Raw genomic sequence first — 25452 nt, forward strand, 5'->3', positions numbered from 1 at the left:
GTGCACGAGGACGTCACCCGTTTCCGGTCTCTGCCAGCACATCCGCGGCCCTGTCGACCCAGGACGATCCGCGGCGCGCTATTTCACAACAATGATTACTTATTCGGTGTTGCGCACTTTCGAGCCGTCCAGCGAGTGTGTCCTCCAATAGTGCCGGAGGCCCAGGGAAAACGATTACTTTCACCCGAACGGCCCAGCCTCGATCACCGCCCGCACCCGCAGCCGCACGCAGCGGGCTCCCGGAATTGTCGGACCCCCGGAGTACAGATGAGGGCGTGTCCAGACCCGCCGAACCGAAGCCGACGGACTCGCCCCCGCTGATCGGGGTCGAGAACGTGAAGATGCCCGAGTGGGCCCGCGTCGACGAGCGCGTGGCCTCCGCGGGCTTCGGCCAGGCCGTGCGCGCGCTGCCCACGGCGATCTCCGTCGTGCTGCGGCTGGCGTGGCGGACTTCACCGCGGCTGACGTTGCTGGCCGGCTTCGTGCACGTCGTTTCGGGCTGCGTCACGGCGTTCGGGCTGCTCGCCACCGCGAACGTCTTCACCGCGCTGCTCGAACAGGGCCCGACACCGGACCGGGTGCTGCAGTCGCTGCCCGCGATCGCGGTCGTCACCGGGTCGTACGCGGCGCGCGCGGCGCTGGACGCGGCGGTCGCCGTCGTCGAGGGTGCGCTGCGGCCGCGCGTCACCGCGGAGGCGGACGACGCCGTGACGGCGGCGGTGGTGCGCGTCGGGCTGATCGCGTTCGAGGACGCGGACTTCCGCGAACTGGCGCGGCAGGGCGCCCGGTTCGGCGTGCGGGCCATCGAGACGAGCCTGCGCCGGCTGGCCGACCTGACGTCCTCGGCGATCTCGCTCGCGGCGGCGATGATCACGGCCGGCCTGCTGAACCCGTGGCTCGCGCCGGTGCTCCTGCTCGCCGCGGCGGCCGACGGCTGGGCCGCCGCGCGCGTCGCGAAGCTGAACTACCGGCACTTCCTCGACACGGTCGGGCGCAACATCCGCAAGTCGGTCGTCGAGGAGGTCGCCACCTGGCGGACGATGGCCCTCGAGCGGCACGCCTTGACGCTGCAGGAGCCGTTGCTCGGCGAGTACCGGCGGATCTCGCGCAGCCTCGCGCGGGAGGAGATCCGGCTGGCGCACCGCAGCAACCTGGTGCGCACGACCGGCCGGGCGGCAGCCGGGCTGGGCACGGCGGTGGCGTACCTGGTGCTCGGCTGGCTGCTCTACAGCGGCGCGATGGAACTGGCGCTGGCCGGCACGGCGGTGCTGGCGATGCGCACGGCGTCGACGGCGCTGTCCAACACCATGCGCGCGGTCAATTCGCTGTACGAAGACTCGTTCTACATCGGCTTCTACAACCAGCTGCTCGCGGAATCGCGGAAGCGCCGGCCACCGGAGACGTCGCTGGCCGCGCCGCCCGACCCGGACGAGATCCGGCTGGCGGGCGTCACGTTCACCTACCCGGGCCGCGAAACCCCGGCCCTGCGGGACGTTTCGCTGACCATCCGGCGCGGCGAGGTGGTCGCGCTGGTCGGCGAGAACGGCTCGGGCAAGACCACGCTCGGCAAGCTCCTCACCGGCCTCTACCCGCCGGACGAGGGCACGGTCCACTGGGACGACGTCGACCTGGCCCGGGCCGACCCGGCGTCGGTGCACGCGAACATCGCGGTGATCGCCCAGGAACCGGCGGAGTGGCCGATGACGGCGGCGAACAACATCACGGTCGGCCGCCTCGGCCGCGCGGACCCGGACCGCCGCGCGTGGCGGGAAGCGGTGGGCTACTCGGGCGCGGACGAGGTGATCGCCGCCCTGCCCGCCAAGGAGAACACCATGCTGTCGAAGAAGTTCGACGAGGGCCACGACCTGTCGGGCGGCCAGTGGCAACGCATGGGCATCGCCCGCGGCATCTACCGCGACGCCTCGGTCCTGGTGGCCGACGAACCGACCGCGGCCCTCGACGCCCGCGCCGAAGCGCGGGTGTTCGCCGGCCTCCAGCACGCGAGCACGTCCCACCGCGGCCGCCGCACCACGGTCCTGGTCACCCACCGCCTGGCCAACATCCGTACGGCGGACCGGATCCTGGTCCTGGAGAAGGGCAGGCTGATCGAGGAGGGTACCCACGACGACCTGATCCGCGCCGGCGGGGTCTACCACGAGCTGTACGAGATCCAGGCCCGCGCCTACCGGAACGGCCCTGCGGTGACACGTGGCGGATCGGACGGCGCCGTGGTCTCCTGAAATCCCCGACCCCGGAGGCCCGATGACCGAGCTGTTCTCGCGCGTCAACGGCATCGAGCTCTGCCACGAGTCCATCGGCGACCCGGCCGATCGGCCCCTCCTGCTGGTCATGGGCCTGGCCGCGCCGATGATCTGGTGGGACGAAGAGTTCTGCGAAGCCCTGGCCGCCCAGGGCTTCCACGTGATCCGCTTCGACAACCGGGACGCCGGGCGCTCGACCCGGCTGCGCGGCCGGGCCAACCTGGCGCAGGCCTACCTGCTCCGCACGTCCCCGTACTCGCTCGCCGACATGGCCGACGACGCCGCCGGGCTGCTCACGGCGCTGGGCATCCCGGCCGCCCACGTGGTCGGCGCCTCCATGGGCGGGATGATCGCGCAGACCCTCGCCATCCGGCACCCTTCGCGGGTCCTCTCGCTGACGTCGATCATGTCCAGCACCGGCGGCCGGTTCGTCGGCCGGCCGAGCGCCCGCGCGATGTCGATGCTGCTCGCCGCGCCGCCGCGGGATCGCGAAAGCTACGTGGAAACGCTGCTGCGCACCTTCCGGCTGATCGGCTCGCCCGGCTATCCGTTCGACGAGGACCGCATGCGGCAGCGGGCCGAGCGCACCTACGACCGCGGGGTGCACCCGGGCGGCGCCGTCCGCCAGCTCGCCGCGATCGTGGCCGACCGCGACCGCGCCCCGCGGCTGCGGCGGACGACCGTCCCCAGCCTGGTCGTCCACGGCGCCCGCGACCCCCTGGTGCACGTCTCCGGCGGCCGCGCCACCGCGCGCGCCATCCCGGGCGCCGACCTCGACATCGTCCCCGGCATGGGCCACGACCTCCCCCGCGCCGTGTGGCCCCGCGTCATCCGGGGCATCGAGCGGATCGCGGTCAAGCGGACAGCGTGATCGACCCCAGGTGGGAGAAGTGGGCCGCGACGCGGGAGCCGCGGCGGAGCGGCACCGCGTCCGTCATGCCGCCGGTCAGCACCAGCCAGCCCGGCTCGAGGGCCAGGCCGCGGGCCGCGAGGGCGTTCGCGGCCAGGGCGAGCGCCTCCGCCGGGTGGCCCTGGACCGCCGCGCCGGTGGCCGTGTCGACGATCTGGCCGTCGACCTCCAGCAGCGCCGCCTCCAAGGACAGGTCCAGCGCGGCGGGCGGCAGTCCCACCGGGCCGACGCCGAAGTACGCCGACGAGCCGTTGTCCGCGACCGCGTCCGGGAGGGTGAAGCGGTAGTCCGCGTAGCGGCTGTCGATGACCTCGATGCCCCCGTACACGCGGTCGACCGCGGCCAGCGCTGTCGCCGCGGTGACGCCGGGGCCCGCCAGCCGCTTGCCCAGCACGAAGACCAGTTCCGGCTCGGCGCGCGGGTGGATCAGCGCGTCTTGCGGCACCGGCACGCCCGCGGGCAGCACCATCGCGTCGGTGAGCCAGGCCAGCAGGGGCGAGTCGATGCCCATCCGCTGCTGCTTCGCACGTGACGTCAGGCCCAGCTTCACGCCGATCAGGGTTTCGCCGCGGGCGCGCCGCTGCCGCAGGGCCTCGTCCTGGATCGCGTACGCCGTGTCGACGTCGAGGCCGGGCCACTCCTCCGACAGCGGTGAGCGCTCCGAAACCGTCCCCAGCAGCGCGGCGGCCGCCTCGCGCACGTTCATGATTCCTCCGAGAAGACCGCGGTGACGCTGCCGAGGCCGGCGATGGTCGCGACGATCGTGTCGCCCGGCGACACCGGGATCGCCCGGGTCATCGACCCCGGCAGCACGACGTGCCCCGGCTCCAGCGTCACTCCCAGCGGGCCGACCGTGTTCGCCAGCCACACCAGCGAGTTCAGCGGCGAGCCGAGCACCGCGCCGCCCGCGCCCGTCGCCGCGACCGAGCCGTTCTGGTACAGGATGCAGCCGGCCAGCCGCAGGTCCACCGCGCCCAGCGCGGTCGGGCTGCTGCCCAGGACCACGCCGCCGGACGAGGCGTTGTCGGCGATCGTGTCGAAGAGCGAGATCTTCCAGTCCCGGATGCGGGAGTCGACGATCTCCAGCGACGGCAGCACGAAGTCGACCGCGCGCACCGCGTCCGCCACCGTTACGCCGGGGCCGCGCAGCGCCGAGCCGAGCACGAACGCGATCTCCGGCTCGATGCGCGGCTGCAGGAACGCCGACGTCGGGATCGGCTGGTGCTCCAGGTGGAACATGCCGCCGGTCAGGTGCCCGTAGTCGGGCTGGTCGACGCCCATCTGCCGCTGCATCGCCGCCGAGGCGAGGCCGACCTTGTGCCCGCGGACGGCGTCGCCGTCCGCGGTCCAGTGCCGCACCTGTTCCTGCTGGATCCGGTACGCGTCCTCGACGGTCGCGTTCGGGAACAGCTTGATCAGCGGCTCGACCGGCTCGCGCGTCGCGTAGGCCCGCGCCAGTACGGCGGCGGCCTCCTGCACCTTGCTGACGTCCACGCCCCGGACTCTGCCCGGCACGCACCCCGCACACAAGGCCGGATGTTCCACCCAACGGAACTCTCGCTAGACAACCTCTTGCGCGCGAGATAAATCGGGCGTACCGTTCGAGGTACCACCAGGAAGGGACGTGAGGGACATGGCACCGACCCAGGCCGAGGTCACCAAGCTCGCCGAAATCCGCGACGAGCTGCGCGAGCGCCACCTGCGCCCGGCCGCCGACCGCCCGGCGACGAACGGGCGCGGCATCCACCACACCGCGCTGATCTCCAGCGACGTCGAGCGGACCATCGAGTTCTACCAGGACGTCCTCGGCTTCCCCCTCACCGAGCTGATCGAGAACCGCGACTACCCCGGGTCGAGCCACTTCTTCTTCGACGTCGGCAACGGCAACGCGGTCGCCTTCTTCGACCTGCCCGGTCTGAATCTCGGCCCGTACGCGGAAGTCCTCGGTGGACTGCACCACCTGGCCCTCTCGGTGACGCCCGAACGGTGGAGCGCCATCAAGGACAACCTCGACCGGGCCGGTGTGCGGTACCTGCTGGAGAGCAAGACCTCCATCTACCTGTCCGATCCGGACGGTGCCCGCGTCGAGCTGATCTCCGACCCGCTGGGTGAGATGTACGGCGAGAAGATCGGCTGAAAGCGTGTTCCCGGCGTCGCGCGCCGCATACCCTGTGCGCGACGTCTGGAGGTCCGATGTCCGACTGGTCCCTGTCCCGCGCGAAGGCACGGCTGGATCGCCGTGAGCAGCTCGACGAGCTCACCGCGCGCACCCGGTTCGAGGTGCGGCTGCACTTGAACGAGCCGGCCACGAACGGCAGCTACGACGAGCTGACCAGCATCTTCGCCATCGGGCACGGCGAGTGCGCCGCGCTGCTGGCGCACCACCGGCTGCTGCCGTGGTGGGAGCGCTCGCTGCTGCTCCGGTACGCGCGCCGGATGCACGGCAAGGCGATCACGCGCAGCGTCGGCGTCGTGCCCGCCGAGGTGGCGCCGCAGGCGGCCCGCGCGTTCGGGGCCGAGATCGCCGAACTCGCCCCCGATTCCGGGGACACCGGCGCGAAGTACGACCTGCAGGGCCGGGGCCTGCTGACGGTGTTCCGCATCGCCGTCGGCACCAAGGGCGAGTCCTGGCCGGACCGCCACGAGGTGGCGACGACGTCCGCCCGCAACATCCTGACGTGCGCCGCCACCTTCGCCCGCCGCAAGCCGTGGCACGTGCTCTGGCCCGTCTACCGCGTCCGCGGCCTGCGGCTCTGGAAGCTTTGACGGCCGCCGGGCGTTCTGCCGGTATGAACGCAGAGGAAATCCTCGCCGGCGCGAACACCATCGCCGTCGTCGGGCTGAGCCGCGACCCGGCCAAAGCCGCGCACGGCGTCCCGGCGGTCCTGCAGGCGCACGGCTTCCGGATCACCCCGGTGCACCCGACCGCGACCGAACTGCTCGGGGAGAAGGTCTACCGCTCGCTGAAGGACATCCCGGAGCCGGTCGACCTGGTCGACGTCTTCCGCCCGGCCCCCGAGGCACCGGGCATCGCGCGGGAAGCCGTCGAGATCGGCGCGAAGGCGCTGTGGCTGCAGCAGGGCATCGTCTCCGCCGAAGCGCGCCGCATCGCCGAGGAAGGCGGGCTCGCCTACGTCGAGAACCGCTGCACCGCCGTGGTCCGCGCGACGGCCGCGATCTCGAAGAGCTAGCCCGGCGCTCCGAAGTGGACGATCCGGTGGTTGCCCGTGTCGGCGACCCAGACACCGCCCGCGCCGTCGCCGGCGCTGTCGCGCGGTGAACCGGCCCACCCGGCGGCGTCGGGCAGCGCCGCGCCGGTCCGGGTATCGAACCGCGCGACGCGGCCGCCGTCGTCGACCAGCAGCCGCCCGGCCGGGTCGACCGCGACCGCGCGGGGCCGGCCGAAGTCGCCGAACCCGCGCACGAACCCGCCCCACCACGTGTACTGCACGACCCGGCGGTTGCCGGTGTCTGCGACGTAGACGTTGCCCGCGGCATCGACCGCGATCCCCTCGGGTGCCTTGAGCCGCCCGGCGATCACGCGCACGAGCTCGCCTTCGCGGGTGAACGCCTGCACGCGGTCGTTGCCGGTGTCGGCCACCCACACCCGCCCGCGCACGTCGACCGCGATCCCCGACGGCGCGCTGAACCGGCCCGGCCCGGAGCCGGGCCCGCCGATGGCGGCGAGCTCACTGGTGGTCACAGCGCCAGGATCACCGATCGCGGGCGGTCACGACCAGTACCGAAAAGAGTGTTCAACAGCTGTTCCGCCCGCGCTCACCAGCTCCAGCGGGAGCACGTCCGCCGATCGAGGAAGCTGTACGCGGGCAGCGGCCCGAGCCAGTCGGCCTGGACGCCGCCGCCGTGCCCGAGCCCGGCGACGGTGTCCCGGACGACGAGCAGGTCGCCGAGCCCGACGAGGAACGCCCACCGCTCGTCCGCGGATTCCCCGGCCGGCAGCGCCACCGAGTCGCGGGCCCGCTCGGCGACCTCGGACAGCAGCCCGTCCGAGCGCGCCGAGCGCCACGCCGACCCGGGTTCGGTGAACCGCAGGCAGACGTGCACCTCGGCCAGCCCGTCGAGCCGGTCGAGGTCGGCCCGGTAGGTGCCGGCGGCCGGGGCGAGCACCTCGCTGCGGACGGCCTCCTCGTCCTCGGCCACGGTGCCGAACCGGACCGGCAGCACCGGGCCGCCCTCGACGAGCGCGGACACCACCGCGAGGTGTGCCGCCGGGTCGGGTTCGGGGTCGCCGACGACCATGGCCAGGTCGTCCCAGCGCACGGTGCGTGACGCCCGCGGGTGCCCGGCGCGCACGACGCCGTAGAGCTGCAGCGTCACGGCTGTTCGACGGGAACGGCCGGTTCGACGGGCACCGCGACGGCCGGCGTCGGCGGCGGGGGCGGGATCAGCCCGGTCGTCTGCCCGAGCCCTTGCGAGATCTGGCCGGGCACGGGCGTGCTCTGCAGGCGCTGCATCGCTTCGAGGTAGCGGATGTAGGTGTCGACGCTGGCGATCACGATCCGGGCCTCGATGGCCAGCAGCTCGATCCCGATCACCGACACCCGCACCGACGCGTCGATCACGAGTCCCTTGTCCAGCAGGATGTCCAGCGTGTCGGCGAGGCCGCCGCCGGTCTGCCCCGGTCTGGTCACTTAGGTCCTTTCGTCGAGGGCGGCCCGGATCTCCGCGAACCGGAGGTCCAGGTCGATCAAGGCCTGCCCGAGGTCTTCGACCTGGGCGGGGGTGAGGGTGTCGAGGCGCCGGAGCGCCTGCCGTTCGAGCACCTCGCGCAGGATGTCGAGCACGGTGACGACGAGGTGCCCCAGCCCGCGCCCGGCGTCCGCGGGCAACCGGACGGGCTCGCTCATCCCGGTGCCTCCTCGAGCCCGAGCAGCAGCAGCCGCAAGTCGAGCCGGACGAGATCGATGCCGGCGAGCGAGATGATCACGTCCCCGGTGACGACGGCACCGCGGTGCACGACCCGGTCGAGCAGGTCGGCGACGGCTTCGGCGGGCGAATCCCCGGTCAAGCGCACCACTTCCGCGTCAGCCATCCGCGGCCCCCAGCTCCACGTCGGTGAACGAGTACGGCGGCCACGGCCCCGACGTCTCCACCGTCGCGCCCACCGCGCGCAGCTCGCGGGCGAACCACTCGAACTCCGCGTGGAACGCCGCTTCCCGGCCGGTTTCCACGAGGTAGGCCGTGTTGACCAGCACCCCGTGCGGCCGGGCCCGCCCGATGCTGTCGGTCGCGTGGCGGCGCAGCGCCTCCTCGAGCCGGCCGGCCGCCGCCAGCACTTCCTCGCGGCCGCGCTGGATCGCCTTCAGCCGTTCGCGGCGGCGGACCAGGTACTGCGTTCCGGTCAGGCCCGTGACGTCCGGGCGGCTGGTCGCGGCGGGTTCGGCGTGGCGGACGCGGACGCCCCACTCGCGGTGCCCGTCGACCTCGTCGAGGCAGCTGCGCGCCTGCTCGTACCCGGCTTCGAGGAGCCGGACCGCCGCGGCCTCACCGTCCAGGACGGTCCCGAACCGCAGGGGCAGCACGGGTTCGTGGCGGAACACCGCGCGCACCACGGCGTCGTGCTCGCGGGCCAGCTCGGCGAGCGCGCCGTCGACCGGGTCGAGCGTCTCGATGCGGTCGAAGCGGGCGGGCGACGCCTCGGCGACGACCACCCCGAGGTCGCGGTAGCCGATGAGCCGCGGCGACTCCCCGATGTCCAGCGCGGGCCGGTTGCGCGTGATCGCGTACGCGCACAGCCAGTTCCGGGTGCTCACCGCGGTTGTTCCCCTTCCGGCAGCAGTGGCTCGGGTCCGGTTTTCCCGAGTTCGGCACGGGCGGCGTTGGGGGCGAAGAACGGGTCGCCGGTCCACCAGTCCATGCCCATTTCCTTCGCGGTCTGCGCGGAAGCGATGAAGAGCCGGATCCGCAGGGTAAGCAATTCGACGTCGACGACGCTGACCCCGATGTCACCGGCTATCACGACCCCCTTGTCGAGTACGCGTTCCAGAACGTCCGCCAACGAATCGGACGAAGCGGCCAATCGTGTCACCTCTCCTTTCACAAATCCGTGGCGCCGCGGGTGAAGCGCCGCAGCCGCTCGCACGCGCCGAGCTCGCCCGACCCGTCGATGTCCACCCGGTAGGTGGCCATCACACTGGTGGAGTCGGGGATGCGGGCCAGTTCGACGACGTCGACGAGCACGGACCAGCCGCCGTCGGCGCGACTGCGGACGCCCGTCACGGCGTGCGGGATCAGCCCGGTCACGACACCGAACTGCTCCTTCGCGGCGCCAATGGCATCGGCGGCGCGCAACCGGGGAACGGATTTCCCCGGACTGTCCGTAATATTGTTGTTTGACGCAAGGAACGGCTCGGGCGATTCACTCATCGCTTTCCTGGGTCGCGGGTGGGTGCCCACCGTAGCAACGGGCACAACTCCCCGAGGAAGCGTTGCGGGACGGTATTTTTCACCGGTTCGCGGTAACGAATGGGCGCAATGCGGCAACCGGCGGAGGCAAACGGCGCAGCGCGGGACGCCCAGCGGAACCAATGCGCCGGATCCGCCCCCGAGGTTACGATCGAGTAACGTCCACGAGCCGGTACCCGACGCCCCGGACCGTCTCGATGGTGCGGGTGCCGAACGGCGTGTCGATCTTGCGCCGCAGGTACCCGATGTAGACCTCGACGACGTTCTCGTCGCCGTCGTAGTGCGCGTCCCAGACGTGGTTGAGGATCTCGTTCTTCGTCAGCGCGGTACCCGGCCGCCGCAGCAGGAACTCCAGCAGCCCGAACTCCCGCGCGGTCAGCTCGATCCGCACTTGTCCTCTGTGGACGGTCCGGGCGGACGGGTCGAGCCGCAGGTCGCCCGCCTCCAGCACGGCCGGGCGGGCCGGCGCGCCGCGGCGCAGCAACGCCCGCAGCCGGGCGATGAGCACGACGAAGGAGAACGGCTTCGACAGGTAGTCGTCGGCGCCGAGGTCGAACGCGTCGGCCTCGTCGTACTCGCCGTCCTTGGCCGTGAGCATCAGCACCGGCGTCCAGTTTTCCGCCGCCCGCAAGCGTTTGAGCACTTCGTAGCCGGACAGCTCGGGCAGCATGATGTCGAGCACGACGACGTCGTACTCGTGCTCGGTCGCCCGCCAGAGCCCCTCCCGGCCGGTGTGGGCGACGTCGGTGGTGAAGCCCTCGGCGACCAGCCCGCGCCGCAGCGTCTCCGCGAACTCGCGCTCGTCCTCCACGATCAGCAGGCGCACTACTCCTCCTTCGGCACGGCGATCACCGGCAGCTCGATCACGAACCGCGCGCCCGGCTCGCCGGGGTCCGCGCAGCGCGCCCGGCCGCCGTGGCGGGCCGCGATGCCGGCCACGATCGGCAGCCCCAGCCCGGTACCGCCGTGGCCGCGCTGCCGCGACGCGTCGAGCCGGACGAACCGTTCGAAGATCCGGTCCCGGTCGGCTGCCCCGACGCCGGGCCCGTCGTCGCTCACCTCGACCACGGCGAGGTCGCCGCGCACCGCGCTGCTGACGCGGATGCGCGAACGCGCGTGCCCGCGGGCGTTGTCGACCAGGTTCCGCACGGCCCGCCGCAACTGGGCCTCACTGCCGTGCACCTTCGCCGGCCCGGCCCGGACCTCGACGTCCAGCGCGCCTTCGCCGCGGACCCGCTCGGCTTCGGCGCGGACGATGTCGTCGAGGTCGACCTCGGTGCGCTGCGGCCGGTCGGTGGCGTCGTCGGTGCGGGCCAGCATGAGCAGGTCGTCGACGAGCTCGCGCAGCCGCGCGGTTTCGCGGGCGATCACCGGCACCAGCTCGCCGGTGCTCTCCGGGTGCCGCCCGGAGACGTCGAGCGCGGTGCTGATGGTCGACAGCGGCGACCGCAGCTCGTGACTGGCGTCGGCGACGAACCGGCGTTGCGCGGCCTGCGCGGACGCCAGCCGGGACAGCATTTCGTTGAGCGTGACGGCCAGCCGGTGCACCTCGTCCCCGCCCGGCGGCAGCGGCACGCGCGCGGCGAGGTCGCGCGTCGAGATCTCCGCGACGGTCCGGCGCATCCGCTCGACCGGCCGCAGCGCCGAGCCGACCGCGCGGTACACGGCGAGGCCGGAGATCGCGAGCAGCGGCACGGCGATCAGGCCGAGCAGCAGCGTCAGCCGGGTGGACGCCTCGGTCACCGGCTCCAGCGAGCGCGCGGAGATCACCGTGAACGGCCCGCCCGGCCCGTTGACCTCCTGCGAGACCACGCGGTAGTCGTCGCTGTCGCCGTTGAGCCCGAGCGGCAGCGTCTCGATGGTCTCGTGCCCGACGACCGGCCGGGCGGCGGTCAGCGGCGGGTGCCCGACGATCGCGGGGTCGCTCGCGATCGGCACGCCCCGCGCGTCCAGCACCTGCGTGACAGCTTCGGTGTCACCGGTGCTGGCGACGTCGCTCGCGCTGAGGTCGCGCGCGCCTTCGCGGACGAGCTGGATGGCGACCTGGCGGCCGGTGCTGCGCGCACTCTCGGTGACGCTGCGGTCGAGCGACTCCTCGAGCAGCAGCACGACGACCACCCCCGCGGCGGCGATGGCCAGCGCGAGCGCGAACACCGCCACGGCGGTGGTGCGCATCCGGACCCCGGTCGCGGCGACCACCCTGCCCAGCTTCACCAACGCAGCGTAACCGCGAATCACCGCCACCGGCGGTTCCGCCGCGATCACGTCCACCGCCCGAAGCACCCCAATGTGGCGTTGGGTGCGTCCAGCGCACCCAATGTGGCGTTCGGTGCGTCCAGCGCACCGAACGCCACATTGGGGCGCTTGCCGGGGGTGGCAGCGGCGGGCGGGGAAGGGGGCACCGCGGTCACCGCCGTCGGCGGGTGGCGGTGAGGCGCTCGGTGCGCAGGCGGTCGACCTCCGGGAGCTCCAGCGGGGGCAGCGGGTGCCCGGCCACCCAGCTCAGCAGCAGGTCCGCCAGCGCCGGGTTCCGGGCCAGCGCCGGGCCGTGCAGGTACGTGCCGACGACCCGGTCGGTCACCGCGCCTTCCGTTCCGTCCCCGTTGCCCGTGCCCCGCACCACTTCCCCGAGCGGCGCGCTGTCCGCGCCGAGCTTGCTCACGCCCAGGTGGTTCTCGAAGCCGGTGAGCGGTTCGGGGAGCAGCCCGGCCGACGTCGCGACCAGCTCGGCCACCGCGCGCCGCTGGCCGGGTTCCGTGGTGACGTCGAGGAGGCCGAGACCGTCGTGGTCGACGCCGTCGAGGCCGCGGAAGCGGGTGCCGAGCACCTGCAGGCCCGCGCAGACGCCGAAGACCACCGCGCCGCGCGAGCGTGACCGCCAGTGCTTCCGCAGGTGGGCGGCGGCCAGCGCCTGCGCGCCGTCCTCGCCGCCGCCGAGCAGGTACAGGTCCAAAGTGGACGGGACCGGCTCGCCCAGCCCGACCGGCACCACCTCGGCGTCGAACCCGCGCCACCGCAGCCGGCGGCAGAGCACCTGCGCGTTGCCGGTGTCGCCGTACGTGCCGAGCACCTCCGGCAGCAGGAGTCCGATGTGGACGATCGAGTCAGCCACCGGGCAGCCGCCCGACCAGGTCGCGGAAGGCCGTGTAGTTGGCGACCAGCTCGACGCCGCCGGGCGGGAGGCCGTCGATCGCGGCCACCGGGTCGGGCTCGGTCCAGTGCGCGACTTCGGCGTAGCAGAGCCGGACGGCGAGATCCGCGCCGCGCTCACCGGTGACCACCACCTGACGCCCGCGCAGCCGCTCGAAGTGCACGTCCCAGAGCCACGACAGGTCCCGCCCGTCGGCTTCCTGCGCGTTCACCGCGACGACCACCGGCGTGTCCTCGTCCAGTACGCGCAGCGTTTCGACCCAGCCGGCCGGGTTCTTCGCCAGCATCAGCCGCACGGAGTGCCGGGACCGGCGGATCGTGCGGTAGCGGCCGCCGATGTCGGTGATGGTCCGCAGCCGGGCGGCCGCGGTGTGCGGCGGCACGCCGAGCCGGTGCGCCGCCGCCAGCGCGAGCGCCGCGTTCGCCCGGTTCGCGTCGCCCGGCAGCCGCAGGTCGAGGTCGACCTGGCGGCCACCGGGCGTGCGGACGAGGTCGCCGTCGAGGGTCCAGCCGGGTTCCGGACGGGAGAGCCCGCAGCCGCAGCTCCAGTCCTTGCCGCGGAACCCGACGAGGCCGTCGCACCGCGGGCACGCCGTCGAGTCGCCGGTCCAGCGCCGCCCGGTGCTCACCCACACCGGCCGGTCGGCCGCCGCCGCGGCGGACGTCACGAGGACGTCGTCGCAGTTCGCGACGACCACGGTGCCCGGCAGCTCCGCCAGCGCCGCCCGCAGGTCGCGTTCGGTGGCCCGGACCTCGCCGACGCGGTCGAGCTGGTCGCGGCTGAGGTTCAGCAGCACGAGCACGGCGGGCTGGAGCTGCCCGGCCACCCACGGCACGTGGGCCTCGTCGACTTCGAGGACCGCGTAGGGCGCGTCCGGGCGGGCGGTCAGCGCGGCGAGGACGCCGTCGGGCATGTTCGAGCCGTCGCTGTTGGCGGCGACCTCGGCCAGCGCTTCGAGCGCGCGGGTGAGCATGAGCGACGTCGTCGTCTTGCCGTTGGTGCCGGTGACCAGCACGACGGTCCGCTCCCGCCCGAGCCGGCGCAGCGCCCGCGGGTCGAGCGCGAGCGTGACGCGGCCGCCGATCATGCCGCCGCGGCCGAGCCCCGAGCTGCGGGACAGCCAGGCGGTCAGCCGGCCGGCGGCCACGGACGCGCGGGTGCGAAGGGGGTTTCGGACGGTCATCGGTGCGGATGGTGCCTCGCGGGCGCTGTGAGTTCCCTGAGTCCGTGGCCCGCGTCTCGCCTCAGAGCGTGACGACGACCTTGCCGTGCACGTGCCGCCCGGCCTGCAGCTCGACCGCGTCCCGGATCTTCTCGACCGGGAACACCGCGGCGACCGGCACGGTCAGCTCGCCACCGGCGATCGCGGCGGTGATCCGCGCGAGCTCGCCGGGCTCCGCGTCGGCGCCACCGGTGGCGCGCACGCCGCCGGGCGGGTTGGGGCCGGCGGCGATCGTGGAGATCCGCTCGGGTGACACGCCGAGCGCCAGCGCGGCCTCGGCCGTCTCGGTGCCGAACAGGTCCGCCGCCGCGGTCACGCCGAGCGTGCGCACCCGGTCCGCGAGCCCGGGGCCGTACGCGACCGGCTCCGCGCCGAGTTCCCGCAGGAAGCCGAACGTGCTCTCCGACGCCGTGCCGATCACGGTGGCGCCGGCGAGCTTGGCGAGCTGGACGGCGAAGATGCCCACGCCGCCGGCCGCCCCGCCGATCAGGACGGTGTCACCGGACCGCAGGCCGATCGCCGCCAGCGCCGCGGCCGCCGAGGAGCCGGCCACCGGGAGCGTGCTCGCCACCTCGTCGCTGACCCCGTCCGGCGTGGGGAAGAGCGCGCCGGGCACCTCGACGACGACGAAGTCGGCGACGGCCCGCCCGAGCGCGCCGCCGTGGACGCGGTCACCCGCGGCGAACCCCGTGACCCCGGTCCCGACCTCGTCGACGACGCCGGCGAAGTCGTACCCGAAGCCGGACGGCACGGTGATGCCGAACCGCGCCGCCGCTTCGGCCGAGGCGGCGAGGCCCCAGTCCATCGGGTTCAGCCCGGCCGCTGTCACGCGTACGCGCACTTCGCCCGGGCCGGCGTGCGGCTCGGGCACCTCACGCAGTTCCAGGACTTCGGGACCACCGAACTTCTCGTAGACGACGGCTCGGCTCATGGTGACCTCCAACGCGAGTGATGAGACTTGGTCCCATCACCGTACACCGATGACGGGACCAAGTGCCGTAAAGTGGTCCCATGGCCCGCTGGCAACCGAACGCCCCGGAGCGGCTGAGCAAGGCCGCCCTCGAACTGTTCGCCGAGCGCGGCTACGAGAACACGACGGTGATCGACATCGCGGAGCGCGCCGGGCTGACGAAGAGCACCTTCTTCCGGCACTTCCAGGACAAGCGCGAAGTGCTCTTCGGCGACGGCACGCTGGCCGGCCTGCTCACCGAAGCGATCGCCGCCGCGCCGGAGACCGCGGGCCCGCTCGAAGCGGTGGCCGACGCGATGGCCGCGGTCGGCGGCCGGACCTTCACCCCGGAACGCCGCGAGTTCGGCGCCCTCCGGCGGGCGGTGATCGACGCCAACCCGGAACTGCGGGAGCGCGAAGCCCTGAAGGGACTGACCCTCGTCGCGGCGATGACCGACGCACTCAAGCGACGCGGCGTCCCGGAACTGACGGCGTGCGTCGCCGCGGAACTGGGCGCACTCGCGATGAAGCTCGCCCACGAGCGCTGGAGCGACGGCGGCGACTTCGCCGAATCCGCGCGGCAGGCTCTCGACGAGGTGCTGGCGGCCGTTCCGGCCTTCGTGACATTTCCCCGCTGAACGCACCCGATTCAAGTCCGTGAATGCGCATTCACGGACTTGAAAGACAACGTTGTCGAAGTTGTCGAACGCGTCCGTCCGCGTGCCCGCAACCGCCGTAGGTAGGAAACTTAACCATCGGAGGTTGTACCAATTAGCATCCTCAACTAACCGCGTTTCTCCTGAGACGTTTCAAGATCTTCCGTACATACATCGGAGGTGTTACCGTCCAAACCCACCCAGCGGAAAGGCGTACCGCTGAGCGAAAACCGGGAACGTCCAACGGAGGGCAACGTGGGACCGGAGCGCGGGCTGGAGAACAGCGGAACTCTCGAACGCGGACTCGCGGTGCTGGAGCACGTGGGCCGGCACCAGGAGATTTCCACCAATGCGATCGCGCGGCAACTGGGGCTTTCCCGCAGTGCCGCGTACCGGATCGTCGGCACCTTGAAGAACCTCGAGTACCTCGAAGCCGACCAGATCACCGGCCGGGTGCGGCTGGGCACGCGGCTGGTCGAGCTCGGCGCCCGCGCGATGGCGGCGACCGACCTGCACCGGTGCGCGCCGCGGTACCTCGCGTCGCTGGCGGAGCGCTCGGGCGAGACGACCTACCTCGCCGTGCCGGACAACGACACCATGGTCTACGTCGCGACCGAACGCAGTGCCAGCGCGGTGACGCTCGCCTGCCGCCTCGGCACCCGGCGCCCGCAGCACGCGACGTCGCTCGGGAAGGCGTGGCTGGCCGCGCTGCCGGAGGTCGACCGCGCCGAGCGCGTCCGCCGGATGAAGCTGGATTCGCTGACGCTCAAGACGATCATCGACCCGCACCGGCTCCTCGACGAACTCGCGCGGACGAGCCGCCGCGGCTGGGCGATCGACGAAGTGGAGAACGAGCCGGACGTCGGCTGCGTCGCGGCCGCGGTCCGCGACCACTCGGGACGCCCGATCGCGGCGATCAGCATCGCCGGCCCGGCCCCGCGGGTGCTGCGCCGCCTCGACGAGCTGGGCGCATCGGTGGCGGGCACGGCGGCGGCGTTGTCCCTGCGCCTCGGTTTCGTGCGGAGCCGGCCCGCCTGATCTCCCCGTCGCGCATTCACCTGGCGCGGCCGGGGCTCGCCATCCCGCGGCGACCCACCTCGACCCCGCGGCTCGGCCACCACCCCAGCCGCGCGGCCGACCCACACCGCCGCCACGGCTCGCCACCCCCGCAGCTGCGCGGCCCAGCCCGCCGCCCGCGTTCCGCGCCCCCGCCCAGTGTCTTGAATGAGTCATTCAGGTCACCGGAGGTCCTGAATGACTCATTCAAGACCGCCGCGCCCTCGCCCACCTGACCGCGTTCCCACGACCCGGCGAAGGAGCCGACCGTGACCTGGATCCAGGACTACCAGCCGGCGGGCGGGCTGTGGGTGTCCGCGCTGCTCGCCGCGCTGCCGATCGTCGTCTTGCTCGTCGCGCTCGGTGTGGTGCGGCTGTCCGCGCACCTCTCGGCCGCGCTCGCGCTGGTCACCGCGCTCGGGGTGGCCCTGCTGCTGTACCGGATGCCGGCCGCGCTGGCGTTCGACTCCGCGGCCATGGGCGTGCTGTTCGGCGTGTGGTCGGTGGCCTGGATCGCGTTCCACGCCGTGTACTTCCACAACGTCACGGTGGCGACCGGCCGGTTCGACAGCATCAAGCGCGTGCTCGCCGGGTTCAGCGAAGACCGGCGGCTCCAGGCGCTGCTGATCGCGTTCGCCTTCGGGGCGCTGCTCGAAGGCGTCGCGGGTGGCGGGTCGCCGATCGCGATCACCGCGGCGATGATGGCCGCGCTCGGGTTCCCGCCGGTGAAGGCCGTCGTGCTGGCGCTGCTGGCGAACACCGCGCCGGTCGCGTTCGGCGGGCTCGGCAACCCGCTGATCGTGCTGGGGCGGCTGACCGCGCCGATCATGCACCTCAAGCAGGACCAGGCGACCGAGCTGTTCTCGGCGATGGTCGGGCGGCAGGTTCCGGTGCTGGCGCTGATCATCCCGGCGTTCCTGGTCGTGGTCCTGGCCGGCTGGAAGCGCATGCTCGAAGTGTGGCCGGCCGTGCTGACCGCCGGGCTCGCGTTCGCGGCCATGCAGTTCGTCGCGTCCAACTACATCAGCGCCAGCCTGGTCGACGTCCTCGCCGCGCTCACCGCGATGGCCGCGCTCTGGATCCTGACGAGGTTCTGGCAGCCTGCGAGCGTGTGGCGGTTCGACGGTGAAGAAAGCGCTGTCTCGGGGGCAAACCTCGGCGCCGCGAAAGCCGAACGCGGTGCGCTCTACGCGTGGATGCCCTACGTCATCCTGATCCTGGCGATCTTCCTGTCGCGGATCGGCACGATCTTCAAGAACCTCCCCGCCTGGCTCGACCTGACGAAGCTGCTGCACCAGGCGGACTGGATCTTCGCCTGGCCCGGCCTGCACAACCACGTGGTCCAGCACCCGCCGATCACGGCGAAGAACGCGCCCTACGCGGCGACGTTCACGGTGGACTTCCTGTTCTCGCCGGGCACGGTGGCGCTGATCGCGGCGGTCATCGCCGGCTTCGCCATGGGCGCGCGGCCGGGGCTGCTGCTCAAGACGTACCGGTCGACGCTCGTCCAGATGCGCTGGGCGCTGGCGACGATCTTCATGATCCTGGCCATCGCGTTCGTGATGAACTACTCGGGCGCGACGCAGACGCTGGGCCTGGCCCTGGCGACGACCGGCGTGGTCTTCCCGCTGTTCTCGGCGTACATCGGCTGGCTGGGCGTGTTCCTCACCGGCTCGGACGCGTCGACGAACAGCCTCTTCGGCCCGATGCAGGTGATCTCGGCCCAGCAGCTGAACCTCAACCCGATCCTGGCGGGCGCGACCAACACGTCCGGCGGCGTGATGGGCAAGATGATCTCGCCGCAGAACTTGTCGATCGGCGCGACGGCGATCGGCCAGAGCGGCAAGGAGGGCTCACTGCTGCGGCAGACGTTCCTGTGGTCCCTGCTGCTGACGGCGGTGGTCGGCGTGATCTCCCTCCTGCAGGCGACGATCCTGACGGCGATGATCCCGTCGCCCTAGGCTGGGCGGCATGACCTCTGAAGCGCTGGCCTCGTTCGGCTACGAGCTCGGCCTCCTCAAGCGGATCCGGCGGTCGGGCTGGTGGCACGCGGGCGTCCGCGACCCGGAGTCGGTCGGCGAGCACAGCCTCCGCGCGGCCCAGCTGGCGGCGCTGATCGCCGCCGAGGAGGGAGCGTCCCCGGAGCGGGCGGCGTTCCTGGCGCTGTGGCACGACACGCAGGAGACACGCACGGGCGACCTCCCGCTGACGGCGGTGGAGTACCTGCGCAAGCCGGAACCGCGGGAGATCACGGCGGACCAGACGGCCGCGCTGCCCCCGCGGTCCCGCGAGCTGGTGCGCGAGGCGGTGGACGAGTACGAGAGCCGCGCGTCGGCGGAGGCGTTGTGCGCGAAGGACGCGGACAAGCTGGAGATGCTGCTGCAGGCGCTGGAGTACCGCGACATCGGCGTGCGGCCGGTCGACGAGTGGATCGCGTCGGCGACGAAGGGCCTGAAGACCGAGACGGCGAAGAAGATCGCGGAGGCGGCGTTGACGTTGTCGCCGCTCTCGTGGCGGGGTCGCTAGGCGCCCACGGCCTTCGCGCGATTGAGGAGCAGTTCGCGTTCGCGGGCGTTCTCCGTCATCTCCGCCGCGCGCCGGAACTCCCGCTCCGCCTCCTCCAGCCGCCCGAGCTTCTCCAGCAGGTCGCCCCGGACGCTCGGCAGCAGGTGGTAGTCCTTCAGCGCCGCGTCCGACGCCACCGCGTCCACCACCGCCAGGCCCGCTTCCGGCCCGTACGCCATCGCGACCGCGACCCCGCGGTTCAGCTCGATCACCGGGGACGGCTGGAGCTTGCCGAGGCCTTCGTACAACGCGGCGATCCGCGTCCAGTCCGTCTCCTCCGGGGTCCGGGCGCGGGCGTGGCAGGCCGCGATCGCCGCCTGCGCCGAGTACGGCCCGTACGCCCCTTCGGCGATCTGCTCCGACAGCGCCAGCGCCGCCGAACCGTGCTGGATCAGGAAGCGGTCCCAGCGGGAGCGGTCCTGGTCCAGCAGCAGCACCGGCTCGCCGTCCGGCTTGGTGCGGGCCTTCGCGCGGGACGCCTGCAGCTCCATCAGCGCGACCAGGCCGTGGACCTCCGACTCGCCCGGCATCAGCGCGGCGAGCACGCGGCCGAGGCGCATGGCCTCCTCGCACAGCGCCGGCCGCATCCAGTCGTCGCCGCGGGTGGCCGAATAGCCCTCGTTGAACACCAGGTAGAGGACCTCGAGCACGGACGACAGCCGGGCGACGCGCTCGTCGCCCTCCGGGACCTCGAACGGGACCTTCGCCGCCGCCAGCGCCTTCTTCGCCCGGACGATCCGCTGGGCGATCGTCGACTCGCGGACCAGGAACGCGCGCGCGATCTCGTCGGTCGTCAGGCCGCCGAGCATGCGCAGCGTCAGCGCGACCCTGGCCTGCGTGTTCAGCACCGGGTGGCAGGCGACGAACAGCAGGCGCAGGACGTCGTCCTCGATGTGGTCGTCGAGGGCCGCGTCGAAGTCCGGCAGCACGCCCTCGCCGAGCTGCTGGTCGCGGCCGACCTCTTCGAGCTTCTCCGCGTACCGCTCGTTGCGGCGGAACTGGTCGACCGCGCGGCGCTTGGCGATGGTCATCAGCCACGCGCCGGGGTTGCGCGGCACGCCGGACTCCGGCCACTGCTCCAGCGCCGCGACCAGCGCGTCCTGCGCCAGCTCTTCGGCGAGCCCGACGTCGCCACGGGCCATCCGGGCCAGGCCCGCGATGAGCCGCGGCGACTCGATGCGCCAGACCGCTTCGACCGTGCTCCGGGTGTCCGCAACCGTCACCCGGCCATCAGACAGGGTGATCGGCCGCGGTGCAAGCCGCTACTCGGCGATGGTGCGGATCTCGATCGCGCCGATCTTGGCCTCGGGGTTCGGCGCCTGCTTCATCAGCTCGACGACCTCCTCGAGCGATTCGCCGTTGAGCACCCAGAAGCCGGCGATGAGCTCCTTCGTCTCCGCGAACGGCCCGTCGATCAGCTTCGGTTCCGCCTCCCCTTCGAAGACGACCCGCACGCCGTCGGCGCTCGAAGTCAGGCCTTCGGCCATGACGATCCGGCCCTCGGAGAAGAGCCGGTCGTTGAACTTCGCCATCTCGGCCAGTTCTTCGGCGGCGGGCTGGAACCCGGGCGCCTCGGACTCCGGGGTGGCCTTGACCATCACGAGGAACCGCATCACGCCTCCTGGGCGCTCTGCGCGCGGAGCCGTCCTTCCAGCTCCTCGACCTCGGGCGTCATGTTCTCGAAGTCGGACGCCTCGGCGACCCGCCGGATCTCGACCTCGCCGTGCTCGCCTTCGGGGTTGGGCATCCGCTTGATCCACTCGATGCACTCTTCGCGGTCGCGGCACTGGAGGATCCAGAAGCCGCCGACGAGCTCCTTCGACTCGGTGAACGGGCCGTCGACGACCTTCGGCGCCTCGGTGCCGTCGAAGACGACGCGGGCCCCTTCCGAGCTCGGCGTGAGGCCCTCGCCCGCCAGCAGGACGCCGGCCTTGACCATCTCCTCGTTGAACTTGCCCATCTCAGCCAGCAGCTCGGCGCTGGGGGCCTTGCCGTCCGTCTGCTCGTTCGTCTTGACGATCACCATGAACCGCATCGCGGTCTCCTCTCGGTCGGTCTTGCCAACGCGTCGAACGGCACGGCCCCGGATCGACAGCTCCGGCAAAAAAGTTTTCGCGCCGGAAAACTAGCAGCTCAGGATCGCCTCGGGGGATGATTCGGACGCGGGGACGGCTCCCGCGAGGGGTGGGGACATGGATCGGAAAGAACCGCGCCGCTACATCGTCCGGCTCTCGGGCGAGCCCGGCTTCCCGGTGTGGGACACGTCCCTGGGCAACGTCCGGCGGCGGTACCCGCGCGCGGTGAAGATCTGGCGGGCCACCGAAGACCGGCCGGGGCTGCCGCGGCCGCTGCGGCGAGCCGGGCAGGTGCTCCGGCAAGGCTTCGCGCGCACCTGGCGCTGGGCGCGCGACCGCGACGCCAAACCCTGGTGAAAGCCCGGCTAACCTGCCGTCGTGGCGGTACTCCCCGACGACCTCTCCTCCGCGCTCGACGAAGAGCTGGCCAAGCACCCGGTGGCCCAGCTGACCCGATCCGTCGACCGGCTCAGCGCGCGCTACCGCCAAGGTGACGCGGCGACCTCCCCCATCCTGACCTCCGAAGCCGACGTCGCCGCGTACGCCGGCTACCGGATGCCGGCCACCTACGCCGCCGTACACGCGGTGCTCGCCGAAGCGGCTTCGCGGGCTCCTGGCTTCGAGCCGCGTACGCAGATCGACGTCGGCGGCGGTACGGGGGCGGCGGTGTGGGCGGCCGCGGCGGTGTGGCCGTCGCTCGCGAAGTGCACCGTGCTGGAGCAGGTCGCCGGCGCGATCGGGCTCGGCAAGCGGCTGGCCGGCGGGGCCGGGCTCGCCGCGGTCCGGGACGCGGAGTGGCGGCGCGGGTTCGTCGACCCGGCCGCCCCGGCGCCGGAGGCGGACCTGGTCACGCTCTCCTACGTGCTGGGCGAACTCCCGGACGGCACCCGCCCCGACGTCGTGCGCTGGCTGGCGGCGAAGGCCCGGGCGGTCGCGCTGATCGAGCCGGGCACCCCGGCGGGCTACGAGCGGATCCGCGCCGCCCGCGCCCAGCTGATCGAACTCGGCCTGCACGTCGTGGCGCCCTGCCCGCACGACGCGGCCTGCCCGATCGTGCCCGGCGAGGACTGGTGCCACTTCGCCGCGCGCCTCCCCCGGTCGGGCCTGCACCGCCGGCTGAAGGCGGGCACGCTCGGCTTCGAGGATGAGAAGTTCGCGTACGTCGTCGCGGCCCGGTTCACGCCGGAGCGGCCGGACGCGCGGATCATCCGGCACCCGAAGAAGCACAAGGGCTGGGTCGCGCTCGACCTGTGCACCGAGGACGGGCTGAAGCCGGGCGTCGCGGTCTCGAAGAAGCAGGGCCCGCGGTACCGCGCGGCCCGCGACGCCGAGTGGGGCGACAGCTGGTGAAGGTCATCGCGGAAATCAGCGTGTCGGCCGACGGGATCGTGGCCGGGCCGGGAAGCAGCACCGAACACCGGCTGGGCGAGGACGGCGGCCTGCTGCACGAGTGGCTGCTCGACGGCACCGACGCCGACCGCGAAATCGCGGCGAAGCTGTTCGAGGGCACCGGCGCGTTCGTCCTCGGCCGGACGATGTTCGAAGTCGGCGTCGGCATCTGGGGCGACGACGGCACCTTCGAGAAGCCGGTCTTCGTCGTCACGAACCGGCCGCACGAGCCGGTCGTGAAGGGCCCGACGACGTTCACCTTCGTCACCGACGGCCTCGAAAACGCGCTGAAGCGGGCGAAAGCCGCCGCCGGGGAGGACAACGTAGTCGTCATGGGCGGCGGCACGACCCTCCGGCAGTTCCTCAGCGCCGGGCTGGTCGACGAGCTCCGCCTGCACGTGGTCCCGCTGCTCTTCGGCCACGGCGTCCGGCTCTTCGACGGTCCGCCCGGCGAGCACGTCCGGCTGGAGCGCACCGCGGTGGCGGAGACGCCGAACGCGACCCACCTGACCTTCCGCGTGCTCCGCTAAGGCATCCGCACGGTCCGCAGGAACGCCGGGAGCAGCCACGGCCGCCGCCCGCTGATCCGCACTCCACCCGTCAGGACCGCCCTGGGCTTGGAGATCCGGCCGAACATCATCGGGACCAGCACCGCCGGGTCGAACCGCAGGCGCACGTCCGCCGTGCCGTCCGGTTCTTCGAAGCGCAGCCGGCCGTGCTGCAGCGCCAGCACGCCCGGTTCCGTGTACGCCGACCGGAATTCGACCGCGATGCGGCGCGGGGACGGCGTCGCGTCGTCGAGCAGGCTGCCCATGTCGTTGCGCACCATGCCGAACAGGAACAGCTCCAGGAACATCGCCTCGTACCGCGCCGGGATCGGCCACGGCCGCCCGAGCGCGCGGGCGATGTCGAGGCCGTGCAGCAGCATCTCGTTGACCAGGTGCGCGAGGACGCCGGCCACCGGGACGCGCGAGCCGCCCAGCCACCACACCGGTTTCCCCGGGTCGAGGTCCGCGCTGACCAGCAGCACCTCGGCGATGTCCGCGCGCAGCCGCTCGGCCAGGCGGACCGGGTCGCGTTCGGGGTAGAGCTCGAGGGCGAGCGCGTTCATCCGCGAGATCGTGTCGACGCTCGCCGAGTCGATCGGCTCTTCGAGGCCCGGCAGCGGCAGCGGGCCGCCGTCGCCGCGGATCATCGCGGTGTACATCAGCGCGATCATCCCGACGTGCGACGCCGTTTCGGCGATCGACCACTCGCCGAGCGAGCTCGCGTGCGCGTCCGGAACGCCCGCCACCAGGTCCGCGAACCGGCTGCCGACGTCCGGCAGGGCCGCGCGCACCGACTCCCATTGTTCGACCGTCACAGCTTCCGACGCTAACCCGAGGCCACGTCGTCCCGGGTCTCCGAAGGTGCGGTTATGTTCTGCGGATGGCCCGGTTGCTGCCCCGGTCGACCCGGTGGCGGGTCGCCCTCTTCGCCTCGCTCGCCGCCGCGCTCGCGCTCGGCATCGGGTCGTACTGGTTCGTGAACGCGCTGCGCGACGGCCTCGAGACCGCCGCGTACCGGCTCGCCAGCGAGAAGGCGGGCGCGGTCGCCTCGCTGCTCGACGCCGGGGTCAAGCCGCCCGACGTCGCCAAGCAGCTCGAGTACGGCGGGTACCGGATCAGCCGCGACAAGGGCACGGACGACGGCTGCTCGGACACCGGCACGAAAGTCGGGCAGGCCTACGTCTACGGCCCCGACTGCGTGCTGGGCCGGCCGTTCGGCGGCGAGAACACCGTCGAGTCGCAGTCCGGGACCACCGACGGGAAGCACTTCGTGCAGGCGTCGGCGCCGCTCGACCCCGTCGGCCTCGAAACCGTCGCCACCGCCCAGCGGATCCTCTGGGGCGGGGTGCCCGCCGCCGCGCTGCTGATCGGCGGTGTCGCGTGGTTCGCGGTCCGGCGGTCGCTGCGCGCGGTGGGCTCGATCCGCGCCGAGGTCGACGGGATCCGCGCGCGGGACCTCGGCCGCCGCGTGCCGGTGCCCGACTCCGGCGACGAGATCACCGAGCTCGCCGTGACGATGAACGAAATGCTGGCCCGGCTCGACCGGTCGGTCCAGCGGCAGAGCCGGTTCACCGCGGACGCGTCGCACGAGCTGCGCACGCCGCTGGCGTCGATGCGCACCCAGCTCGAAGTGCAGCTGGCCCACCCCGACCGGCTCGACTGGCGGCACAGCTTCGAAAACGCCGTGCTCGACGTGACGCGGATGGAGGCGCTGGCCGGCGACCTGCTGCTCAGCAAGCTGGACGCGGATCAGCCCGCCGGCCGCGAACCGGTCGCGCTGGCGGACCTGGTGACCGGGCACGTCGCCGCGCGGCCGCCCCGGGACGGTGTCGAGGTGCGCGCGGAGGTCGAAGCCACGCCGGTGGTCCGCGGCCACGCGGGACGGCTCGAGCGCGTGCTGCGCAACCTCGTCGACAACGCCGAGCGGCACGCCGGGAGCCGCGTGACGATCGCGCTCACCGCGGTCGGCGGCGAGGCCGTGCTGACCGTCCAGGACGACGGTCCCGGCATCCCGGCCGAACACCGCGAAGACGTCTTCGACCGGTTCGTGCGGCTCGACGCCGACCGCGCCCGCGAAGACGACGGCGGCTCCGGGCTGGGCCTGGCCATCGCCGCCGAGATCGCGCGGACGCACGGGGGCGCGCTGCGCGTCGCCGACAGCGCGTCCGGTGCACGCCTGGAGTTCCGGCTGCCGCTCGCCTGAAGGCTTCTTCAGCTCGCTTAAGCTCCGGTTCAGCGTGGCGC

General features: G+C 72.7%; 32 protein-coding genes. 13 read left to right on the forward strand and 19 right to left on the reverse strand.

Annotation, left to right across the window (positions count from 1 at the left end):
- Positions 1 to 275: 275 nt before the first annotated feature.
- Together AB5J73_RS08155 and AB5J73_RS08160 are read left to right on the forward strand one after the other, a co-directional pair.
- A complete protein-coding gene (locus AB5J73_RS08155) occupies positions 276 to 2240 on the forward strand; it encodes an ABC transporter ATP-binding protein (protein ID WP_370969087.1) in 1965 nt (654 codons plus the stop codon).
- Positions 2241 to 2262: 22 nt separating this feature from the next.
- Positions 2263 to 3132 carry an alpha/beta fold hydrolase gene (locus AB5J73_RS08160; protein ID WP_370969088.1) on the forward strand — a complete coding sequence of 290 codons (870 nt, stop codon included), beginning with the start codon at positions 2263 to 2265 and terminating at the stop codon, positions 3130 to 3132.
- Here the strand turns inward: AB5J73_RS08160 and AB5J73_RS08165 are convergent.
- Together AB5J73_RS08165 and AB5J73_RS08170 are read right to left on the reverse strand one after the other, a co-directional pair.
- Positions 3116 to 3877 (reverse strand): 2-keto-4-pentenoate hydratase, encoded by a 762-nt coding sequence (locus AB5J73_RS08165; protein WP_370969089.1) that lies wholly within the window; start codon positions 3875 to 3877, stop codon positions 3116 to 3118. The two genes, AB5J73_RS08160 and AB5J73_RS08165, sit on opposite strands and share 17 nt — an antisense overlap.
- Positions 3874 to 4665: a 2-keto-4-pentenoate hydratase gene (locus AB5J73_RS08170; protein ID WP_370969091.1), complete on the reverse strand. Its 792-nt coding sequence runs from the start codon at positions 4663 to 4665 to the stop codon at positions 3874 to 3876. Before AB5J73_RS08170 ends, AB5J73_RS08165 begins: the two co-directional genes overlap by 4 nt.
- A 139-nt stretch (positions 4666 to 4804) precedes the next feature.
- On the opposite strand from AB5J73_RS08170, the gene AB5J73_RS08175 reads away from it, so the two are divergent.
- From AB5J73_RS08175 to AB5J73_RS08185, 3 genes are read left to right on the forward strand one after another with little or no spacing between them, the layout of a single operon-like run.
- Positions 4805 to 5308, forward strand: a complete 504-nt coding sequence (locus AB5J73_RS08175) for a VOC family protein (RefSeq protein ID WP_370969092.1) — start codon at positions 4805 to 4807, stop codon at positions 5306 to 5308.
- Between the two features lie 56 nt (positions 5309 to 5364).
- On the forward strand, positions 5365 to 5937 hold the full coding sequence (locus AB5J73_RS08180) for a hypothetical protein (RefSeq protein ID WP_370969093.1): 573 nt from the start codon (positions 5365 to 5367) through the stop codon (positions 5935 to 5937).
- A gap of 23 nt (positions 5938 to 5960) precedes the next feature.
- Positions 5961 to 6362 (forward strand): CoA-binding protein, encoded by a 402-nt coding sequence (locus tag AB5J73_RS08185; RefSeq protein ID WP_370969094.1) that lies wholly within the window; start codon positions 5961 to 5963, stop codon positions 6360 to 6362.
- Here AB5J73_RS08185 and AB5J73_RS08190 read toward each other — a convergent pair.
- The 13 genes from AB5J73_RS08190 to AB5J73_RS08250 form a co-directional block, all read right to left on the reverse strand.
- Positions 6359 to 6874, reverse strand: a complete 516-nt coding sequence (locus tag AB5J73_RS08190) for an NHL repeat-containing protein (RefSeq protein ID WP_370969095.1) — start codon at positions 6872 to 6874, stop codon at positions 6359 to 6361. The genes AB5J73_RS08185 and AB5J73_RS08190 overlap by 4 nt on opposite strands.
- Before the next feature lie 74 nt (positions 6875 to 6948).
- Complete coding sequence (locus tag AB5J73_RS08195; protein WP_370969097.1) at positions 6949 to 7509, reverse strand: GvpL/GvpF family gas vesicle protein; 561 nt, start codon at positions 7507 to 7509, stop codon at positions 6949 to 6951.
- On the reverse strand, positions 7506 to 7823 hold the full coding sequence (gvpJ, locus tag AB5J73_RS08200) for a gas vesicle protein GvpJ (RefSeq protein ID WP_192782753.1): 318 nt from the start codon (positions 7821 to 7823) through the stop codon (positions 7506 to 7508). The genes AB5J73_RS08195 and gvpJ (AB5J73_RS08200) overlap by 4 nt, the downstream gene beginning before the upstream one ends.
- Positions 7824 to 8039: a gas vesicle protein GvpK gene (gene gvpK, locus AB5J73_RS08205; RefSeq protein WP_370969099.1), complete on the reverse strand. Its 216-nt coding sequence runs from the start codon at positions 8037 to 8039 to the stop codon at positions 7824 to 7826.
- Positions 8036 to 8224: a gas vesicle protein GvpJ gene (gene gvpJ, locus AB5J73_RS08210; protein WP_370969100.1), complete on the reverse strand. Its 189-nt coding sequence runs from the start codon at positions 8222 to 8224 to the stop codon at positions 8036 to 8038. Before gvpJ (AB5J73_RS08210) ends, gvpK begins: the two co-directional genes overlap by 4 nt.
- Entirely contained in the window at positions 8217 to 8945 is a 729-nt protein-coding gene (locus tag AB5J73_RS08215) for a GvpL/GvpF family gas vesicle protein (RefSeq protein WP_370969102.1), read from the reverse strand. Before AB5J73_RS08215 ends, gvpJ (AB5J73_RS08210) begins: the two co-directional genes overlap by 8 nt.
- The gene (locus AB5J73_RS08220; RefSeq protein ID WP_370969103.1) at positions 8942 to 9211 is read right to left on the reverse strand and encodes a gas vesicle protein; all 270 of its coding nucleotides are present in this window, start codon (positions 9209 to 9211) and stop codon (positions 8942 to 8944) included. Before AB5J73_RS08220 ends, AB5J73_RS08215 begins: the two co-directional genes overlap by 4 nt.
- A gap of 17 nt (positions 9212 to 9228) precedes the next feature.
- On the reverse strand, positions 9229 to 9558 hold the full coding sequence (locus tag AB5J73_RS08225; RefSeq protein WP_370969105.1) for a gas vesicle protein: 330 nt from the start codon (positions 9556 to 9558) through the stop codon (positions 9229 to 9231).
- A gap of 184 nt (positions 9559 to 9742) precedes the next feature.
- On the reverse strand, positions 9743 to 10423 hold the full coding sequence (locus AB5J73_RS08230) for a response regulator transcription factor (RefSeq protein WP_370969106.1): 681 nt from the start codon (positions 10421 to 10423) through the stop codon (positions 9743 to 9745).
- On the reverse strand, positions 10423 to 11811 hold the full coding sequence (locus AB5J73_RS08235; protein WP_370969107.1) for a sensor histidine kinase: 1389 nt from the start codon (positions 11809 to 11811) through the stop codon (positions 10423 to 10425). The genes AB5J73_RS08230 and AB5J73_RS08235 overlap by 1 nt, the downstream gene beginning before the upstream one ends.
- 193 nt (positions 11812 to 12004) lie before the next feature.
- Complete coding sequence (locus tag AB5J73_RS08240) at positions 12005 to 12709, reverse strand: type 1 glutamine amidotransferase (RefSeq protein ID WP_370969109.1); 705 nt, start codon at positions 12707 to 12709, stop codon at positions 12005 to 12007.
- Positions 12702 to 13931: a MurT ligase domain-containing protein gene (locus tag AB5J73_RS08245; RefSeq protein ID WP_370969110.1), complete on the reverse strand. Its 1230-nt coding sequence runs from the start codon at positions 13929 to 13931 to the stop codon at positions 12702 to 12704. The genes AB5J73_RS08240 and AB5J73_RS08245 overlap by 8 nt, the downstream gene beginning before the upstream one ends.
- A 61-nt stretch (positions 13932 to 13992) precedes the next feature.
- Positions 13993 to 14901: an NADP-dependent oxidoreductase gene (locus tag AB5J73_RS08250; RefSeq protein WP_370969111.1), complete on the reverse strand. Its 909-nt coding sequence runs from the start codon at positions 14899 to 14901 to the stop codon at positions 13993 to 13995.
- An 80-nt stretch (positions 14902 to 14981) separates the two neighbouring features.
- On the opposite strand from AB5J73_RS08250, the gene AB5J73_RS08255 reads away from it, so the two are divergent.
- The 4 genes from AB5J73_RS08255 to AB5J73_RS08270 all read left to right on the forward strand — a co-directional run bounded on the left by AB5J73_RS08255 (position 14982) and on the right by AB5J73_RS08270 (position 19157).
- The gene (locus AB5J73_RS08255) at positions 14982 to 15557 is read left to right on the forward strand and encodes a TetR/AcrR family transcriptional regulator (RefSeq protein ID WP_370969113.1); all 576 of its coding nucleotides are present in this window, start codon (positions 14982 to 14984) and stop codon (positions 15555 to 15557) included.
- Positions 15558 to 15830: 273 nt separating this feature from the next.
- Positions 15831 to 16613, forward strand: coding sequence for an IclR family transcriptional regulator (locus tag AB5J73_RS08260; RefSeq protein WP_086860412.1), 783 nt, complete (start codon positions 15831 to 15833; stop codon positions 16611 to 16613).
- Between the two features lie 287 nt (positions 16614 to 16900).
- A complete protein-coding gene (locus AB5J73_RS08265; RefSeq protein WP_370969115.1) occupies positions 16901 to 18592 on the forward strand; it encodes an L-lactate permease in 1692 nt (563 codons plus the stop codon).
- A 10-nt stretch (positions 18593 to 18602) separates the two neighbouring features.
- Complete coding sequence (locus AB5J73_RS08270; protein ID WP_370969116.1) at positions 18603 to 19157, forward strand: HD family hydrolase; 555 nt, start codon at positions 18603 to 18605, stop codon at positions 19155 to 19157.
- On the opposite strand, the gene AB5J73_RS08275 is transcribed toward AB5J73_RS08270, so the two are convergent.
- The 3 genes from AB5J73_RS08275 to AB5J73_RS08285 are packed head-to-tail and all read right to left on the reverse strand — an operon-like array spanning position 19154 to position 21231.
- Positions 19154 to 20419, reverse strand: coding sequence for an RNA polymerase sigma factor (locus tag AB5J73_RS08275; RefSeq protein ID WP_370969117.1), 1266 nt, complete (start codon positions 20417 to 20419; stop codon positions 19154 to 19156). The genes AB5J73_RS08270 and AB5J73_RS08275 overlap by 4 nt on opposite strands.
- A 39-nt stretch (positions 20420 to 20458) precedes the next feature.
- Positions 20459 to 20809, reverse strand: coding sequence for a YciI family protein (locus AB5J73_RS08280; RefSeq protein ID WP_370969118.1), 351 nt, complete (start codon positions 20807 to 20809; stop codon positions 20459 to 20461).
- Positions 20809 to 21231, reverse strand: a complete 423-nt coding sequence (locus tag AB5J73_RS08285; protein ID WP_370969119.1) for a YciI family protein — start codon at positions 21229 to 21231, stop codon at positions 20809 to 20811. The genes AB5J73_RS08280 and AB5J73_RS08285 overlap by 1 nt, the downstream gene beginning before the upstream one ends.
- 157 nt (positions 21232 to 21388) lie before the next feature.
- Between AB5J73_RS08285 and AB5J73_RS08290 the strand changes: the two genes are divergently transcribed.
- From AB5J73_RS08290 to AB5J73_RS08300, 3 genes are read left to right on the forward strand one after another with little or no spacing between them, the layout of a single operon-like run.
- Positions 21389 to 21628, forward strand: coding sequence for a hypothetical protein (locus tag AB5J73_RS08290; protein WP_370969120.1), 240 nt, complete (start codon positions 21389 to 21391; stop codon positions 21626 to 21628).
- Positions 21629 to 21649: 21 nt separating this feature from the next.
- A complete protein-coding gene (locus tag AB5J73_RS08295) occupies positions 21650 to 22621 on the forward strand; it encodes a small ribosomal subunit Rsm22 family protein (protein ID WP_370969121.1) in 972 nt (323 codons plus the stop codon).
- Positions 22618 to 23190, forward strand: a complete 573-nt coding sequence (locus tag AB5J73_RS08300; protein ID WP_370969122.1) for a dihydrofolate reductase family protein — start codon at positions 22618 to 22620, stop codon at positions 23188 to 23190. The genes AB5J73_RS08295 and AB5J73_RS08300 overlap by 4 nt, the downstream gene beginning before the upstream one ends.
- On the opposite strand, the gene AB5J73_RS08305 is transcribed toward AB5J73_RS08300, so the two are convergent.
- Positions 23187 to 24023: a maleylpyruvate isomerase family mycothiol-dependent enzyme gene (locus AB5J73_RS08305; protein ID WP_370969123.1), complete on the reverse strand. Its 837-nt coding sequence runs from the start codon at positions 24021 to 24023 to the stop codon at positions 23187 to 23189. The genes AB5J73_RS08300 and AB5J73_RS08305 overlap by 4 nt on opposite strands.
- Positions 24024 to 24088: 65 nt before the next feature.
- Between AB5J73_RS08305 and AB5J73_RS08310 the strand changes: the two genes are divergently transcribed.
- The gene (locus tag AB5J73_RS08310; RefSeq protein WP_370969124.1) at positions 24089 to 25411 is read left to right on the forward strand and encodes a sensor histidine kinase; all 1323 of its coding nucleotides are present in this window, start codon (positions 24089 to 24091) and stop codon (positions 25409 to 25411) included.
- The last annotated feature ends 41 nt before the right edge of the window (positions 25412 to 25452 follow it).

It is taken from the genome of Amycolatopsis sp. cg9 (assembly GCF_041346945.1).
Lineage (GTDB): Bacteria > Actinomycetota > Actinomycetes > Mycobacteriales > Pseudonocardiaceae > Amycolatopsis.

Coding starts and splice junctions, on each gene's coding strand:
- AB5J73_RS08160 (WP_370969088.1), top strand. CDS start 2,263: ATGACCGAGCTGTTCTCGCGCGTCAACGGCATCGAGCTCTGCCACGAG.
- AB5J73_RS08165 (WP_370969089.1), bottom strand. CDS start 3,877: ATGAACGTGCGCGAGGCGGCCGCCGCGCTGCTGGGGACGGTTTCGGAG.
- AB5J73_RS08175 (WP_370969092.1), top strand. CDS start 4,805: ATGGCACCGACCCAGGCCGAGGTCACCAAGCTCGCCGAAATCCGCGAC.
- AB5J73_RS08180 (WP_370969093.1), top strand. CDS start 5,365: ATGTCCGACTGGTCCCTGTCCCGCGCGAAGGCACGGCTGGATCGCCGT.
- AB5J73_RS08185 (WP_370969094.1), top strand. CDS start 5,961: ATGAACGCAGAGGAAATCCTCGCCGGCGCGAACACCATCGCCGTCGTC.
- gvpK (WP_370969099.1), bottom strand. CDS start 8,039: ATGAGCGAGCCCGTCCGGTTGCCCGCGGACGCCGGGCGCGGGCTGGGG.
- gvpJ (WP_370969100.1), bottom strand. CDS start 8,224: ATGGCTGACGCGGAAGTGGTGCGCTTGACCGGGGATTCGCCCGCCGAA.
- AB5J73_RS08225 (WP_370969105.1), bottom strand. CDS start 9,558: ATGAGTGAATCGCCCGAGCCGTTCCTTGCGTCAAACAACAATATTACG.
- AB5J73_RS08245 (WP_370969110.1), bottom strand. CDS start 13,931: ATGACCGTCCGAAACCCCCTTCGCACCCGCGCGTCCGTGGCCGCCGGC.
- AB5J73_RS08250 (WP_370969111.1), bottom strand. CDS start 14,901: ATGAGCCGAGCCGTCGTCTACGAGAAGTTCGGTGGTCCCGAAGTCCTG.
- AB5J73_RS08255 (WP_370969113.1), top strand. CDS start 14,982: ATGGCCCGCTGGCAACCGAACGCCCCGGAGCGGCTGAGCAAGGCCGCC.
- AB5J73_RS08270 (WP_370969116.1), top strand. CDS start 18,603: ATGACCTCTGAAGCGCTGGCCTCGTTCGGCTACGAGCTCGGCCTCCTC.
- AB5J73_RS08280 (WP_370969118.1), bottom strand. CDS start 20,809: ATGCGGTTCCTCGTGATGGTCAAGGCCACCCCGGAGTCCGAGGCGCCC.
- AB5J73_RS08285 (WP_370969119.1), bottom strand. CDS start 21,231: ATGCGGTTCATGGTGATCGTCAAGACGAACGAGCAGACGGACGGCAAG.
- AB5J73_RS08290 (WP_370969120.1), top strand. CDS start 21,389: ATGGATCGGAAAGAACCGCGCCGCTACATCGTCCGGCTCTCGGGCGAG.
- AB5J73_RS08310 (WP_370969124.1), top strand. CDS start 24,089: ATGGCCCGGTTGCTGCCCCGGTCGACCCGGTGGCGGGTCGCCCTCTTC.